This is a genomic window from Pseudomonas sp. LBUM1679 (assembly GCF_059695565.1).
In genome coordinates this window covers 1,600,437-1,613,669 of record NZ_CP166774.1, presented here as the reverse complement: position 1 = coordinate 1,613,669, position 13,233 = coordinate 1,600,437, and the positions used below count along the sequence as shown (strand labels likewise).

The 13,233-nt window shown below is 60.3% G+C and carries 15 protein-coding genes; 10 read left to right on the top strand and 5 right to left on the bottom strand.

Going from position 1 to position 13,233, the window contains the following annotated elements:
- Positions 1-128 precede the first annotated feature (128 nt).
- Genes ACA062_RS07405 through ACA062_RS07370 form a run of 8 tightly spaced genes read left to right on the top strand, consistent with a single transcriptional unit; the run spans position 129 to position 6,380 of the window.
- The gene (locus ACA062_RS07405) at positions 129-1,328 is read left to right on the top strand and encodes a PepSY-associated TM helix domain-containing protein (RefSeq protein ID WP_497455819.1); all 1,200 of its coding nucleotides are present in this window, start codon (positions 129-131) and stop codon (positions 1,326-1,328) included.
- Positions 1,325-1,867 carry a PA2404 family protein gene (locus ACA062_RS07400; RefSeq protein WP_064676538.1) on the top strand — a complete coding sequence of 181 codons (543 nt, stop codon included), beginning with the start codon at positions 1,325-1,327 and terminating at the stop codon, positions 1,865-1,867. The genes ACA062_RS07405 and ACA062_RS07400 overlap by 4 nt, the downstream gene beginning before the upstream one ends.
- Positions 1,864-2,193, top strand: a complete 330-nt coding sequence (locus tag ACA062_RS07395; protein ID WP_497455818.1) for a hypothetical protein — start codon at positions 1,864-1,866, stop codon at positions 2,191-2,193. Before ACA062_RS07400 ends, ACA062_RS07395 begins: the two co-directional genes overlap by 4 nt.
- Positions 2,190-2,762, top strand: coding sequence for a DUF6162 family protein (locus ACA062_RS07390; RefSeq protein WP_497455817.1), 573 nt, complete (start codon positions 2,190-2,192; stop codon positions 2,760-2,762). Before ACA062_RS07395 ends, ACA062_RS07390 begins: the two co-directional genes overlap by 4 nt.
- A gap of 35 nt (positions 2,763-2,797) precedes the next feature.
- Positions 2,798-3,724 (top strand): metal ABC transporter solute-binding protein, Zn/Mn family, encoded by a 927-nt coding sequence (locus ACA062_RS07385; RefSeq protein ID WP_497455816.1) that lies wholly within the window; start codon positions 2,798-2,800, stop codon positions 3,722-3,724.
- Complete coding sequence (locus tag ACA062_RS07380) at positions 3,721-4,578, top strand: metal ABC transporter ATP-binding protein (protein ID WP_497455815.1); 858 nt, start codon at positions 3,721-3,723, stop codon at positions 4,576-4,578. The genes ACA062_RS07385 and ACA062_RS07380 overlap by 4 nt, the downstream gene beginning before the upstream one ends.
- Positions 4,578-5,477, top strand: a complete 900-nt coding sequence (locus ACA062_RS07375; protein ID WP_003226663.1) for a metal ABC transporter permease — start codon at positions 4,578-4,580, stop codon at positions 5,475-5,477. The genes ACA062_RS07380 and ACA062_RS07375 overlap by 1 nt, the downstream gene beginning before the upstream one ends.
- Positions 5,478-6,380: a metal ABC transporter substrate-binding protein gene (locus ACA062_RS07370; protein ID WP_497455814.1), complete on the top strand. Its 903-nt coding sequence runs from the start codon at positions 5,478-5,480 to the stop codon at positions 6,378-6,380.
- Between the two features lie 143 nt (positions 6,381-6,523).
- Here the strand turns inward: ACA062_RS07370 and ACA062_RS07365 are convergent, their stop codons facing one another.
- The 5 genes from ACA062_RS07365 to ACA062_RS07345 form a co-directional block, all read right to left on the bottom strand.
- Complete coding sequence (locus ACA062_RS07365) at positions 6,524-6,751, bottom strand: MbtH family protein (RefSeq protein WP_008152757.1); 228 nt, start codon at positions 6,749-6,751, stop codon at positions 6,524-6,526.
- An 82-nt stretch (positions 6,752-6,833) separates the two neighbouring features.
- Entirely contained in the window at positions 6,834-8,246 is a 1,413-nt protein-coding gene (locus ACA062_RS07360) for an aspartate aminotransferase family protein (RefSeq protein ID WP_497455813.1), read from the bottom strand.
- A 75-nt stretch (positions 8,247-8,321) separates the two neighbouring features.
- Complete coding sequence (locus ACA062_RS07355) at positions 8,322-8,807, bottom strand: GNAT family N-acetyltransferase (protein WP_497455812.1); 486 nt, start codon at positions 8,805-8,807, stop codon at positions 8,322-8,324.
- A 216-nt stretch (positions 8,808-9,023) separates the two neighbouring features.
- Complete coding sequence (locus tag ACA062_RS07350; protein WP_497455811.1) at positions 9,024-10,349, bottom strand: ATP-binding protein; 1,326 nt, start codon at positions 10,347-10,349, stop codon at positions 9,024-9,026.
- Positions 10,346-11,026: a response regulator gene (locus ACA062_RS07345; protein ID WP_497455810.1), complete on the bottom strand. Its 681-nt coding sequence runs from the start codon at positions 11,024-11,026 to the stop codon at positions 10,346-10,348. The genes ACA062_RS07350 and ACA062_RS07345 overlap by 4 nt, the downstream gene beginning before the upstream one ends.
- Before the next feature lie 326 nt (positions 11,027-11,352).
- On the opposite strand from ACA062_RS07345, the gene ACA062_RS07340 reads away from it, so the two are divergent.
- On the top strand, positions 11,353-12,156 hold the full coding sequence (locus tag ACA062_RS07340) for a hypothetical protein (protein ID WP_497455809.1): 804 nt from the start codon (positions 11,353-11,355) through the stop codon (positions 12,154-12,156).
- A gap of 250 nt (positions 12,157-12,406) precedes the next feature.
- Positions 12,407-13,222, top strand: a complete 816-nt coding sequence (locus tag ACA062_RS07335; protein ID WP_497455808.1) for a hypothetical protein — start codon at positions 12,407-12,409, stop codon at positions 13,220-13,222.
- The last annotated feature ends 11 nt before the right edge of the window (positions 13,223-13,233 follow it).

The following is a 13,233-nucleotide window of genomic DNA, read 5'->3' as shown; positions in this document are numbered from 1 at the left end:
CCGATTCTCATTCGTCTTATATAGATGCAGTCAGGCCGTGCAGACAAAAGCCACGGCCGGGCCTTCATCGACCTCAACGCTGGGAAGCCCGCAGCAGAGACCCTCCCATCGAAACAAGACCTTTAATCATGTCGAAGAAATCCCGCTCAAAACTTTGGTTTCTGGTGCATAGCTGGCTGGCCTTGCCGATCTGGGTTTTCGTGCTGATCGTCTGCGTGACCGGCACCCTGGCGGTGGTCAGCCAGGAAATCGTCTGGCTGGCCAACCCGCAGATGCGCGCCAGCCAGCCTTCGGACGATGCGCCGCTGCTCAGCTATGACCAGATCATCGCCGCCATCAAGAAGGCCGAACCCAATACCCTGGTCGAGGCCATCAGTCGGCCCGACGAATCGCACTTCGCCCTCGACGTGGAGGTCAGCTACCCCGACGGTCGCTCGGTGACGGTCTACGTCAACCCGTACACCGGTGTGATCCAAGGCACGGCCCCGCAGTTCAATTTCCAGGCCTTTACCCGTGCCCTGCATGGCTGGTGGCTGGTGCCGTTCACCAACGGTTACAGCTGGGGCTGGTACCTGGTGTCGTTCCTCAGCCTGCCGTTGCTCGCATCCCTGGTCACCGGGCTGGTGGTCTACAAGCGGTTCTGGAAAGGCTTTTTCCGACCGACCCTGCGCATTCGTCATGGCGCCCGGATCTTCTGGGGCGACTTTCACCGCCTCAGCGGCATCTGGTCGATCTGGTTCATCGCGGTGATTTCCGTCACCAGCACATGGTTCCTGATCGAAGCCTTCCTGTTCGATAACCAGATTTCGATATCCACCGCGCCGGTGGCGCTGGTGGTGCCGCGCGAGAGCGTGCCGATGACCGCCGATGGCGCGCCGGCACCGATGATCAGCCTGGAGGCCGCGATTGCGCAGGCCAAGGCCAGCATTCCAGGGTTGGAAGACAGTTTCGTCAGCCTGCCCGCCAATGCCTACAGCTACCTGTCGGTGGGCGGTCGCAGTTGGTACCCGCTGATGTTCCAGACCGCCGAAATCAACCCGTACACCGGCGACGTCGGCGCGACCCGCCTGCTGTCGGACCGTTCGGGCCTGGAGCTGGTCACCGAATCCATGCGGCCGCTGCACACCGGCGATTTCGGTGGCCTCTGGATCAAACTGATCTGGTTCTTCTTCGGCCTGATCCTGAGCATGATGGTCCTCAGCGGCCTGCTGATCTGGACCAAGCGCACCGCCCTGGCCACGGCCAACGCCCTCAAGCGCAGCAACAAAACCCCGCGCAGCCAGACTGCTGCGGCCGCCAGCCGTGAAGCCACGGAGGCCAGCCAATGAGCCTGTTCGCCGCAGAAAAACCAGGGTCGAAACTGAGCCGTTTCTGGCACAAATGGCGTTTCCACATCAACGTCCTGCTATTGCTGGTGCCACTGGGGTTCATGCCCAAGTACTTCGCCGATGCCGCACTGTTTCGCGGTGATACGGGCCTGGGCGAGCGGGAAGTCGGTGAGGTTCAGGTCGGGCCCTGGAGCCTGCGCCTGGCCGAGCTGCGCAATGAAGCACCGAGGCTCGATGGCCCGGCCGGCTACATGAAGAACTTCAACGCTGCGTTGTGCGACAGCTGCCGCGATCAGGTCAAGGCGACTTACCTGCGCATCGGCAAGCCACGCAGCCTGCGCGCCGCCGGGGTGATTTTCTTCGGTACGCCGTACCGCATGGGGGCGATGCTGCCGATCCCCGAGAAGACCAAGGCCGACGCCGAGCTGTGGATCACCATGGAAGGCTGGGACGGCAGCATGCATCAGGCATCCATTCCGCTGAGCCAGGCCTCCCCGGCCACCCTCGCCTGGCTGAACCAACAAGGAGGCAAACCATGATCACTGTTATCCGTCCTCTGAGCGCCGCGTTGCTGGTGCTTTGCGCCGGTTTCAGCACCAGCGTCCTGGCCCACAACCCGATGTGCGAGTGCAAGGCCATCGACGCCGAGCAGATCCAGTGCACCGGCGGTTTTTCCGATGGCAGCGGCGCGCCGGGCGTGACCCTGGACGTGATCGGCTACGACGAAACCATCCTGGTACCGGGCAAGCTCGGTGCCGATTCGACCCTGACCTTCAAGAAGCCCGGCGCCGAGTTCTACGTGCTGTTCGACGCCGGTCCCGGTCACGTCGTCGAGATCGACCAAGCGGACATCGAGGCCCCATGAGTACGCCAACCACCCACGTCGTCCGCCCGGCCGGAGCCGGTCATGAAACCCTTTATGTGCTGCTGTTGTGCCTGCTGATCCTGGCGGTGGCCGGCTCGGTGGTCGCCTGGCGCGCAGAGTCCCAGGAGGTCAGCAGTGTCGGCAGCCATCAACTGGATGCCCGTCGCGACCTGAGCGCGTCCGAGCAAGGCATCTACGCCGACCTGCGGGTTACGCTGGACGAAATTCATCTGCTGCGCCAGGAACAGCAATCCCTGCCGACCCCTGAAGTCCTCGCCGATGAAGGTTTTGCGCCGTTTGCGCAGGATGCCAGTTCCGTCAGCCGTGGCGGTCATGCCTGGCAATTGCTCGAGACCAAGGCCTACTTCGGTCAGAGCCAGGTGCCCACGGTGGCCGGTTCGTTTCTGATGCGCCTGAGCGCTGACGACGATGCGCCGGACATCTGGCTCAACCCCGGCCAAACCCTGGCGGCCCCGACTGACCTCTCCGACGCCGCACTCGAAAGTGCCGGCTGGCAGCAGATCGTCGCGCAATTCGATGCCGGCGTGACGCGCCAGCACCGACACTGAACCCTCGCCTTCACCCGAGAGAAGACCGCTTTCCCATGCCTAGTTCATCTCAACGCTCATTCCTGCGCCTGCTGCTGGTCGGCCTGCTCGCCTGCCTGCTGACACCCCTGGCCAGTGCCGACGACGCCAAGCGCCTGCGCATCGGCATCACCCTGCACCCTTATTACAGCTACGTCGCCAACATCGTCGGTGACAAGGCCGAAGTCGTGCCGCTGATCCCGGCCGGTTTCAACCCGCATGCCTACGAGCCCCGTGCCGAAGACATCAAGCGCATCAGCGGACTGGACGTGGTCGTGCTCAATGGCGTCGGCCATGACGACTTCGCCGACCGCATGATCGCCGCCAGCGAAACGCCGCACGTGCCGGTGATCGAAGCCAACGAAAACGTGCCGCTGTTGGCCGCTACTGGCACCGCCGCCCGCGGTGCCGGCAAGGTCGTGAACCCACACACCTTCCTGTCGATCAGCGCCTCGATTGCCCAGGTCAACAACATCGCCCGGGAACTGGGCAAGCTCGATCCAGCCAACGCCAAGGCCTACACGCAGAACGCCCGCGCCTATGGCAAACGCCTGCGGCAGATGCGCGCCGACGCCCTGGCCAAACTGACCCAGGCGCCAAACGCCGAACTGCGGGTGGCTACGGTGCACGCGGCGTATGACTACCTGCTGCGCGAATTCGGCCTCGAAGTCACGGCGGTGGTCGAGCCGGCCCATGGCATCGAGCCGAGCCCGAGCCAGCTGAAAAAGACCATCGATCAACTGCGTGAACTGGACGTGAAAGTGATCTTCTCGGAGATGGATTTCCCATCCACTTACGTCGAGACCATCCAGCGTGAGTCCGGGGTGAAATTGTATCCGCTGTCGCACATTTCATATGGCGAATACACGGCTGAAAAGTACGAAAAGGAAATGACCGGCAACCTCGACACCGTGGTCCGGGCCATTCAGGAGTCCGGCGCATGACGGCGAAAGAAAAGCTCATCGACTCCGAATCCCCTGTGGGAGCGAGCTTGCTCGCGAAGGCGGTGGGTCAGTCAACATCAGTGCCAAATGACATACCGCAATCGCGAGCAAGTCGAATCGTCGCACCGTCGCTCCCACAGGGTTTGGGTCCGACCCTGGATTTTGCGGAGGTCAGCCTGACGCTGGGTCGCACGACGATCCTCGACCAGGTGACCTTCCAGGTCCAGCCCGGCAGTGTGCATGCGCTGGTCGGCCCCAACGGGGGCGGCAAGAGTTCGTTGATCAAGACCCTGCTCGGGCAGATGCCGCATCAGGGTCGCCTGAGCCTGCAATGGCCGGGCACGCCCGGGACCATCGGCTATGTGCCGCAAGCACTGGAATTCGACCGCGGCCTGCCGATGACCGTTGACGACTTCATGGCGGCGATGTGCCAGCGGCGTCCGGCGTTCCTCGGTTTGAGCAAGCATTACGCGGCAGCGATAGGTGAAGCCCTGGAACGGGTTGGCATGCAGGACAAACGCAAACGGCGCATGGGCGCGTTGTCCGGCGGCGAACGTCAACGCGTGCTGCTGGCTCAGGGGCTGATTCCGGCGCCGCAATTGCTGGTGCTCGATGAACCGATGTCGGCCCTCGATGAGGCGGGCATCCAGGTGTTCGAACGGTTGCTCGGCGACTGGCGCGAGAGCGGCATCACCGTGCTATGGATCGAGCATGACCTGGAAGCGGTCGGACGCCTGGCGGATCGCGTCACCGGGCTCAATCGCCGGGTACTGTTCGATGCCACGCCGAAACAGGCACTGACGCCGGAACGTTTGCTGACCCTGTTCTCCACCCATCCACGGAGCACTGCCTGATGAGCTACGAAGCCTTTCGCTTGATGGTCCAGGGGTGGGCCTCGTCGGGTTATCTGCCCGAGGCGCTGGCCTATGGGTTTGTGGTCAACGCGCTGCTCGCCGGTTTGCTGATCGGCCCGGTGCTGGGCGGCCTGGGCACGCTGGTGGTGGTCAAGCGCTTCGCGTTTTTCTCCGAAGCGGTGGGTCACGCAGCATTGACCGGCGTGGCCATTGGCATCCTGCTCGGTGAACCCTACACCGGACCTTACGGCAGCCTGTTCGGCTACTGCCTGCTGTTCGGCATCTTGCTCAACTACCTGCGCAACCGCACCGGCCTGGCGCCGGATACCTTGATCGGCGTGTTTCTCTCGGTGTCCCTGGCGCTGGGGGCGAGCCTGCTGCTGATTCTGGCCGGCAAAATCAACGTGCACATTCTGGAAAACGTTTTGTTCGGCTCGGTGTTGACGGTCAATGGCAATGACCTGCTGGTGCTGGCCATCGTCGGTTCATTGGTCATGGCACTGGCCTTGCCGTTGTACAACCGCATCATGCTCGCCAGTTTCAACCCGCAACTGGCGGCGGTGCGCGGCGTGGCGGTGAAAACCCTGGATTACCTGTTCGTGATTCTGGTGACCCTGATTACCGTGGCAGCCGTTAAAGTCATCGGCGCGATTCTGGTCGGCGCCCTGCTGGTGATTCCAGCGGCGGCGGCACGCTTGCTGAGCCAGTCGCTGAAGGGTTTCTTCTGGTGTTCGGTGTTGATCGCCACGGTCAGCACGCTGTGCGGGATTCTCGCGCCGATTGTCTTCGACCTGCCTATTCCGTCCGGCGCCGCGATCATTCTGGTGGCCGGCATCGCCTTCGCCCTGGCCGCCATTGCCCGTGGTGTTGTCCCAAGTCTGAAAGGGAACCTTGGATAAATGTCTTTTTCTCTGCGTCAATTGAGCCTGGCCATCGCCCTGTGCGGGCTGGTCAATACATCATTTGCGATGGACAGCGCCAAACCACTGCGCGTGCTGGCGTCGTTGCCGATCACCTACGGTCTGGGCGAAGTCTTGCTCAAGGGCACCGACGTCAACCTTGAACGGGCGGCGCCGGCGAACCTGCCTGGCAGCCGTCAGACCGCCTACTTCACCGGACGTGGGGCGCCGGCGCTGGCCAGACTGGCGAGCGATGCCGATGCGGTGATTGGTCTGCGTTCGCTGTGGGCGGATGATCCGCTGTACCCGATCTCCCGGCGCAGCAATATCCGTATCGTCGAAGTCGATGCCGCTCGCCCGGTGGACGGTGCCCTGCCCGGCATCGCCGTGCAGCCGGACAACAAGGTCGATGGGTTGAACAGTCAGCCGTGGTTTTCCAGTAATAACATGGGGCGGATGGCGGACGTGATGGCGGCGGATCTGGTGCGCCTGGCGCCGGAGGCCAGGCCGAAGATCGAGGCCAACCTGGCGGCGCTGAAACAGCGCCTGCTCAAGTTCAGCGCCGACAATGAGTCGCGTCTGGCCAGTGCCGATAATCTCAGTGTGATGAGCCTGAGCGATCACTTCGGCTACCTGATTGGCGGGCTCAACCTCGAGCTGATCGGCGTCGATGCGCGGCCGGATGCCGAATGGACACCTGAAGCGCTCAAGGCGTTGGGCGCGACGCTGACAGACAATGACGTGGCGGTGGTGTTGCATCATCGACAGCCGTCGGACGCGGTGAAAGCGGTGATTGCCGAGGCTGGGAGCCGGTTGGTGGTGTTGAGCGTGGATGCGGCGGATCCGGTGGCGGAGCTGGAGGGGAATGTGGATTTGGTCATTAAAGGATTGAGCGGGGTGTAGCATTTGTAGGAGCTGGCTTGCCAGCTCCTACAGTTTGATCGGGGAATATCTGCGGGAGACAGGTTGGCAGCTGCCACAGCGTCCAGACCAAAAAAACCCGCTGACCTTACCGGACTAGCGGGTTTCTATTTTGCGCGAAAACTTCAGTGAGCCACAGCGGCCTGCTCTTCCATCTTTTGCCGCAAGCTCAACGGACGCATGTCGGTCCAGGTTTCTTCGATGTAGGCCAGGCATTCCTTTTTCAGGCCGCTCTTGCCCACGGTGCGCCAGCCGGCAGGCACGGCTTTGTAATCGGGCCAGATCGAGTATTGCTCTTCGTGGTTGACCACGACCTGAAAGAGGATGTCCTCGCGGTCGAATACTGACGTCATGGTGTGTCTCCATCGCTGTAGGGGTGGGCTGCACTGCGTGCGCAGCCGGTCTGTAGAAGGAACGTTCGAGGGGCCGGAAAATTTACAGGCTGGCGGTCGCCGCAGCCATGGCCCGGCCGAAAATCTCGGCGACCCGATCGATTTCCGCGGCGGTAATTACCAGCGGCGGCAGGAAGCGCACCACGCCGCCGTGGCGGCCACCGAGTTCGAGGATCAAGCCGCGTTTGAGGCACTCGCGCTGCACCAGCGGCGCCAGGCGAGCAAAGATCGGCGGGTGACCCTGGACATCCGGTGCGCCGCTCGGATCGACCAGTTCCACGCCAAGCATCAAGCCGCGCCCGCGAATATCACCCAGTTGCGGAAAGTCCCGCTGCAGGATGCGCAGGTGTTCGCTCAAGCGTTCGCCCATGGCGGCAGCGTGATCGCAGATGCGGTGTTCGGTCAGGTAACGCATCACCGCGGAGCCAGCCGCCATCGCCAGCTGATTGCCGCGGAACGTCCCGGCATGGGCGCCCGGCAGCCAGGTGTCGAGCCAGTCGCGATAGACCACCACCGCCAGCGGCAGGCTGCCACCGATGGCTTTGGACAGCACCACCACATCCGGAATGATCCCGGCATGCTCGAAGGCGAACATCTTGCCGGTGCGGGCAAATCCGCTCTGGATCTCATCGACGATCAGCGCCACGCCAGCCTGTTCGGTCATCCGCCGCAGACCACGCAACCAGTCGAGATCGGCCGGGATCACCCCGCCCTCGCCCTGCACCACTTCGACAATCACCGCTGCCGGCAACTGCACGCCGGCTTCCGGGTCATTGAGCAGGTTCTCCAGGTAATTGAGGTTGACCTGTACCCCTTGCGCGCCACCGAGGCCGAACGGGCAGCGGTAATCGTAGGGGTACGGCATGAACTGCACGCCGTTACTCAGCAAGGCACCCAAGGGTTTCTTCGGCCCCAGACTGCCCATCAGGCTCAGCGCGCCCTGGCTCATGCCGTGGTAACCGCCCTGAAACGACAGCACAGTGCTGCGGCCGGTGGCGGTGCGCACCAGTTTCAGCGCAGCTTCCACTGCGTCGGTGCCGGTGGGGCCGCAGAACTGGATTTTCGCTTCAGCGGCCAAGGCGGGTGGCAGCAGGCCGAACAGATCCTGGACAAACTGATCCTTGACCGGGGTGGTCAGGTCGAGGGTGTGCAACGGCAGTTCATCGCTCAGCACTTGCTGGATCGCTTCGATCACTACCGGGTGGTTATGCCCCAGCGCCAGCGTGCCGGCGCCGGCCAGGCAGTCGATGAACGTACGACCCTCGACGTCCTCGACGTAGAGGCCTCTGGCGCGCTTGAGTGCCAGGGGAATGCGTCGCGGGTAGCTGCGGGCATTCGATTCCTGCTGGCTCTGACGGGCCAGCAACGGCGATTCGTTGAAGTGATAAAGCACCTCGGTCGGCGCCGGAGTGATCCGGACCGGCTGATCTTCCACAAGGCTGGTAGCGACTGACATCTCTCGACCCCTAAAAAGGATTTCCTGTTGTGGAAACGCATCGGCGCCTCGGGGATTTAGCCTCCTGACCCGCTTTCATGAAGGTGACGACAATCCCTTGTGCATGGGAATGGCGCGCAGCCCTGCCACCGCGAAGGTTCGGGCGCAAGGCCGGTAACCCAGGTGGCGATAAAAGGCTTCGCTGGTTCGAGTACTGTTGAGCCGAGCCTGGCGCAATCCCCGGCCGATCAACCAGCCCTCGAGGTCGCGCACCAGCGCTCGCCCGGCTCCCCGGCGAAACCATTCCGGTTGCACGTAACAGAAGGCGACCTTGCCGCTGATCGCCGCCATGGCGACGCCGACCGGTTTTTCCTGCAACAGGGCGATGTTCAGATACAACCGTTGGTCGGCCAGCCACGGCAACACGTGGTCGATGGTCTTATTGTGAGTCCAGTTGGCGACAGTTCGCGGGTTGTTGCGGTGATCGAGCGCACAACCGACACGGATGGAGCGCTCGACGATGCGGCTGATGATGCCGGCGTCGGCGGGGGTTGCCTTGCAGATGAGTATCGATGCTTCCATGGCGTTGTTACCTCAATCCATTGAGTCAAAACTGGCGCAGACGATAGCGCCGGTGGGGGCTCGAATGCCAATGGAGAGGAGTTACATTTGATGAGCGACGCAGATCCCATGTAGGAGCCGGCTTGCCGGCGAAGGCGGCGTATCAGGCGCCATTGATGGTGCGGGTGATGGCCTCTTCGCTGGCAAGCCAGCTCCTACAGGGGGTTGTGGTGCTGGTTAGATCGGTTGCAGCGGCATGGTCAACTTGACCCGCAACCCATCCGGTCGGCTGTCGAAATGCAGGGAACAACCGCAGCGCTGGACGATGGCCTGGACAATCGCCAGTCCCAGGCCACAGCCGGTGCTCTGGCCGTTGCGCCAGAAACGTTGGGTCAGGTGTTGCAGATCCTCTTCGGCAATGCCCGGGCCATGGTCGCGCACCACAAACTGCACGCAATTACCGGTGGTTTCCAGACTCAGCTCCACCGGCCCGTCACCTGGGGTGTGACGCAGGGCGTTGTCCAGCAGGTTGCGCAGTGCCGCGATGGACAATACGGCCGGCATTTGCACCGGGGCATGAGAAATCTTCGGCGGTACCTGGAACCTGATTCGCTGGCGATCACCGCTGGCGGCGTCCTGAATCGCCAGTTTAGCCACTTGCTCGGCGCTGCATTGCGCACCATCGTCGAACGACAGACTGCCTTCGACCCGCGCCAGCAGCAGCAATTGTTCAAGGGTCCGATGCAGGCGATCGGCGCCCTCTTCGGCCCGGGCCAGGGACTGATCCCGGGCTGCGCCTTCGGTCATGCGCGCCACTTGCAGGTGCGTCTTGATCGCTGTCAGCGGGCTGCGCAACTCGTGGGCCGCGTCACCGGTCAGGCGGCGCTCGCGTTCGATGGTCTTGCCGATCCGCTGCAACAGCTGGTTCTGGGTATCGAGCAAGGGTTGCAGTTCACTGGGCAACGGCTGGATCTGCAACGGTTCCAGGGAGTCGGCGCTGCGCCGTTTCAAGGCATCGCGCATGCGATTGAGCGGTGCCAGCCCCTGACCGATGCCCAGCCAGAGCAGGCACAGGCACCCAAGCAACGCCACGCCTACCGGCACGGAGGCGGCCAGCAGGATCGACATGTTCAGGGCTTCGCGCTCGATTTGCCGGTCGGCGGTGGTGATGCGCAAATCGCCGCGGGCCAGGGTGAAACTGCGCCACGGCGCGCCGTCGATCATCTGATCGTGAAAGCCCAGCTTCTCGGCTTCCAGGGTTTGTTGCGGGTCGGTGTGACTGCGGGCGAGGATTTCGCCGCGCAACGAGCTGACCTGACACGCCATGCCGCCGGGGATCGTCAGTTGTTCGGCGCTGAAATGGGTGCCCTCGCCCTTGCTCGGCAACGCCGGCAATTGCTCCATCAGACCGGCGACCATGCGCGCCGACGCCACCAGCCGCTGGTCGAGGGAAAACATCATCTGATTGCGCAGGTCGCTGAGCATCCAGGCCGCCGCCAGGGCCCAGATCAGCGCAAAAGCGGCGCCTAGCGTGAGGCTCAGGCGCAAACGCAGGCTCATCACTTCGATTGACCTCCGCCGTCCGCCGGCCCCAGGCGATAACCCAGGCCGCGCACCGTTTCGACGATGCCGTTACCGAGTTTGCGCCGCAGGTGATGGATGTGCACGTTGAGGGCGTTGCTTTCCAGTTCGTCGTTGAAGCCGTAGACACTGTCCTTCAGCTGTTCGGTGGACAGCACCCGGCCACGGTTATGCAACAAGGCCTGCAACAGTGCCTGCTCACGACGCGACAGGTCCACCGGCTGGCCGCCGAGCATGGTTTCGCGGCTGCTCGGATCGTACGTCAGCGTACCGTGTTCGATCAGGTTGACGCTGCGCCCGGCCACCCGGCGCAACAAGGTGTGCAGACGCGCCGCCAGTTCGCGCAGATCGAAGGGTTTAAGCAGGTAATCGTCGGCACCGGCCTGCAAACCGTCGACCCGGTCGGTGACCGAATCCCGGGCGGTGAGGATCAACACCGGAATTTCCAGACCACCATGACGCAACTGCTGCAACAGCTTCAGACCGTCTTCGTCGGGCAAGCCGAGGTCGAGCACCATGACGTCGAATTCGGCGACCTTGAGCATCGCCCGGGCCGCCGAGGCGGTAGCTACGTGCTCCACCGTCAGGCCTTGTGCGGTCAGGCCGGCGACGATGCCGCTGGCGATCAGCTCGTCGTCTTCGCAAACCAGTACGTGCATGGGAGCTCCCTGAGCAAAAACATGAGTCAAACAGGTGAGGATTAAGGCCAAATTATGACGAGTGATTCGACGGTCGAGAAGCGTCTTCGTAAAGTTTTTGCCGCCGACCAGGGGGCCAATAACTGCAGACGAACTTTTTATTTATATTTTTAACGAAAGCATTCCGGTTTCAATTTGACACATACAAGCCATAAAAAAATATTCTCAACATGAAGCCAGAACACTAATCTGACATCCACAAACAGCAACACTAACACAACCAAAAACCGTGAAGAAAACCACCTTGAAAAGCAGACACATTTAAATTCAACCGAAAGGACTCAGACATGAAAGTATTAACCAACTTCGTCGCCGTCGACTGGCGCGCAGGAAAAGACAAATGCTTCTTTTTTTTCAAAGACACCAATACTTACAGCCGATTCGATCTCGGCGACAACCGGGTACCGGAAGGATATCCAAAACCGATCAAATACAGTAACTGGCACAATTTCCACGCACATGCCAGAAACCTGCGATTTGGATTCGCCTGCACTTTAATTGAAGGCTGGAACCTTGATAAGGACATTCTCTGGCTCTTCTATCATGACGCCTCTACCCCCATGGTTTGCAACTATGATCAGGACACTGACCAGGTCATAGAAAACTACCGCGTAGAAGACACTGACTGGAAAGATCTCCTTCCGTTTTTCGATCATATCGTCGCGGGCACATGGTGGCAGACCTCTGTAGAATACCCGTTTAAATTTCGTTTCCTCACTAACGACGGGCGTTCAATCTGGATTAACCATAGCGCGCACCTGGCGCGAGGCGCTAAGCCACCCAGAGTAAGGGTTGAGCCCCTCAATAACAGCACGTGGCCCGGCCTGGCGCCGTACAAGGACCGAATCATTACCGCCGCACAAAACAACCGCTCATTGGGCGATAGTTACCTCTATATTTTCCTGACCAATAATGAATACATTACCTATAACATTCATGAAAACAAGGTCGAATACGGCCCAAAAGAGGTCAATGACGGCACTTGGCCCGGCCTGGTACTGCCATCAGGATCTGAAATATCAAATACAGGGGCTGGTGCTGGAATTTCAGCTACAGCATTTAATTTTGGCAACAGTCACGATGAGATGTGATCAAGCAGGGGATGATCACCGCCCTCCATGCCGAGCGCCTGGACTCCGCGCAAACCCACCATTCTGGAGGACTGCCGACGGCTATTATCATCCCGATTTCAATTCGCCACATATACATCATAAAAACTGTTTTCGATTTAAAGTCAAAACACTGTTCTGACACCAGCAACAGCAATACAAGCAAAAAAAAGCCAAGGGGAAGCCGCCTCGATCAGAAGGCGTATCTAAATCCAACTGAAAGGACTCAGACATGAAAATATTAAAAAACTTTGTCGCCGTCGACTGGCGTGCAGGAAAAGATAGAATTTACTTTTTCTTCAAAGATGACAACACATACAGTCGATTCGATATCGGTGACAATGCAACACCCGACGAGTACCCTACACCGGTCAATTATGATAACTGGCATGACGTTCACAAGCACGTCAACAATCTGCGATTTGGATTCACGACCACTAACCTTCAAACCAATCCAAGTGCATACGGAGACATTCTTTGGCTCTTCTACTATGAAGGAGGCACCCCTATGGTCTGCGCATACAACCAGAACACGGACAAGGTCAACTGGAACAAACCTGTCGAATCTTCGATATGGCGCACCCTCCTTCCTTACTTTGATCGTATCGTTGCAGGCGTATGGTGGCGAACCTATGCACCCGGCATCACGGGTAAGTTCCGATTCCTGATGAGTGATGGTAATTCACTATTTATTGACTTTAATTTCCCGCAACGTCCTCCCCACTTCAAAGAAGGGATTCACGAACTGACATTAGCACCCATTACCAACTTCACCTGGCGTGGACTTCAGTCCTACACGCATCGAATTATCAGCGCCGCACAAAATGATCGAACATTTGCTGACAGTTACCTGTATATATTTCTAACCAACAATGAGTATGTCACCTACAATATTTCTTCCGACAAACTTGCATACGGCCCGAATAAAGTCGACGACGAGACCTGGCCCGGGCTTTTGCGCGAATCAGGATCAGGATCAGGATCAGCGTTAAGCGCTGAAATCCCAGACCTATTGCTAAATTTTGGAAACAGTCACGAGGAGAGGTAAGCCTTGACAAG

Coding starts and splice junctions, on each gene's coding strand:
- ACA062_RS07405 (WP_497455819.1), top strand. CDS start 129: ATGTCGAAGAAATCCCGCTCAAAACTTTGGTTTCTGGTGCATAGCTGG.
- ACA062_RS07400 (WP_064676538.1), top strand. CDS start 1,325: ATGAGCCTGTTCGCCGCAGAAAAACCAGGGTCGAAACTGAGCCGTTTC.
- ACA062_RS07395 (WP_497455818.1), top strand. CDS start 1,864: ATGATCACTGTTATCCGTCCTCTGAGCGCCGCGTTGCTGGTGCTTTGC.
- ACA062_RS07390 (WP_497455817.1), top strand. CDS start 2,190: ATGAGTACGCCAACCACCCACGTCGTCCGCCCGGCCGGAGCCGGTCAT.
- ACA062_RS07385 (WP_497455816.1), top strand. CDS start 2,798: ATGCCTAGTTCATCTCAACGCTCATTCCTGCGCCTGCTGCTGGTCGGC.
- ACA062_RS07380 (WP_497455815.1), top strand. CDS start 3,721: ATGACGGCGAAAGAAAAGCTCATCGACTCCGAATCCCCTGTGGGAGCG.
- ACA062_RS07375 (WP_003226663.1), top strand. CDS start 4,578: ATGAGCTACGAAGCCTTTCGCTTGATGGTCCAGGGGTGGGCCTCGTCG.
- ACA062_RS07370 (WP_497455814.1), top strand. CDS start 5,478: ATGTCTTTTTCTCTGCGTCAATTGAGCCTGGCCATCGCCCTGTGCGGG.
- ACA062_RS07365 (WP_008152757.1), bottom strand. CDS start 6,751: ATGACGTCAGTATTCGACCGCGAGGACATCCTCTTTCAGGTCGTGGTC.
- ACA062_RS07360 (WP_497455813.1), bottom strand. CDS start 8,246: ATGTCAGTCGCTACCAGCCTTGTGGAAGATCAGCCGGTCCGGATCACT.
- ACA062_RS07355 (WP_497455812.1), bottom strand. CDS start 8,807: ATGGAAGCATCGATACTCATCTGCAAGGCAACCCCCGCCGACGCCGGC.
- ACA062_RS07345 (WP_497455810.1), bottom strand. CDS start 11,026: ATGCACGTACTGGTTTGCGAAGACGACGAGCTGATCGCCAGCGGCATC.
- ACA062_RS07340 (WP_497455809.1), top strand. CDS start 11,353: ATGAAAGTATTAACCAACTTCGTCGCCGTCGACTGGCGCGCAGGAAAA.
- ACA062_RS07335 (WP_497455808.1), top strand. CDS start 12,407: ATGAAAATATTAAAAAACTTTGTCGCCGTCGACTGGCGTGCAGGAAAA.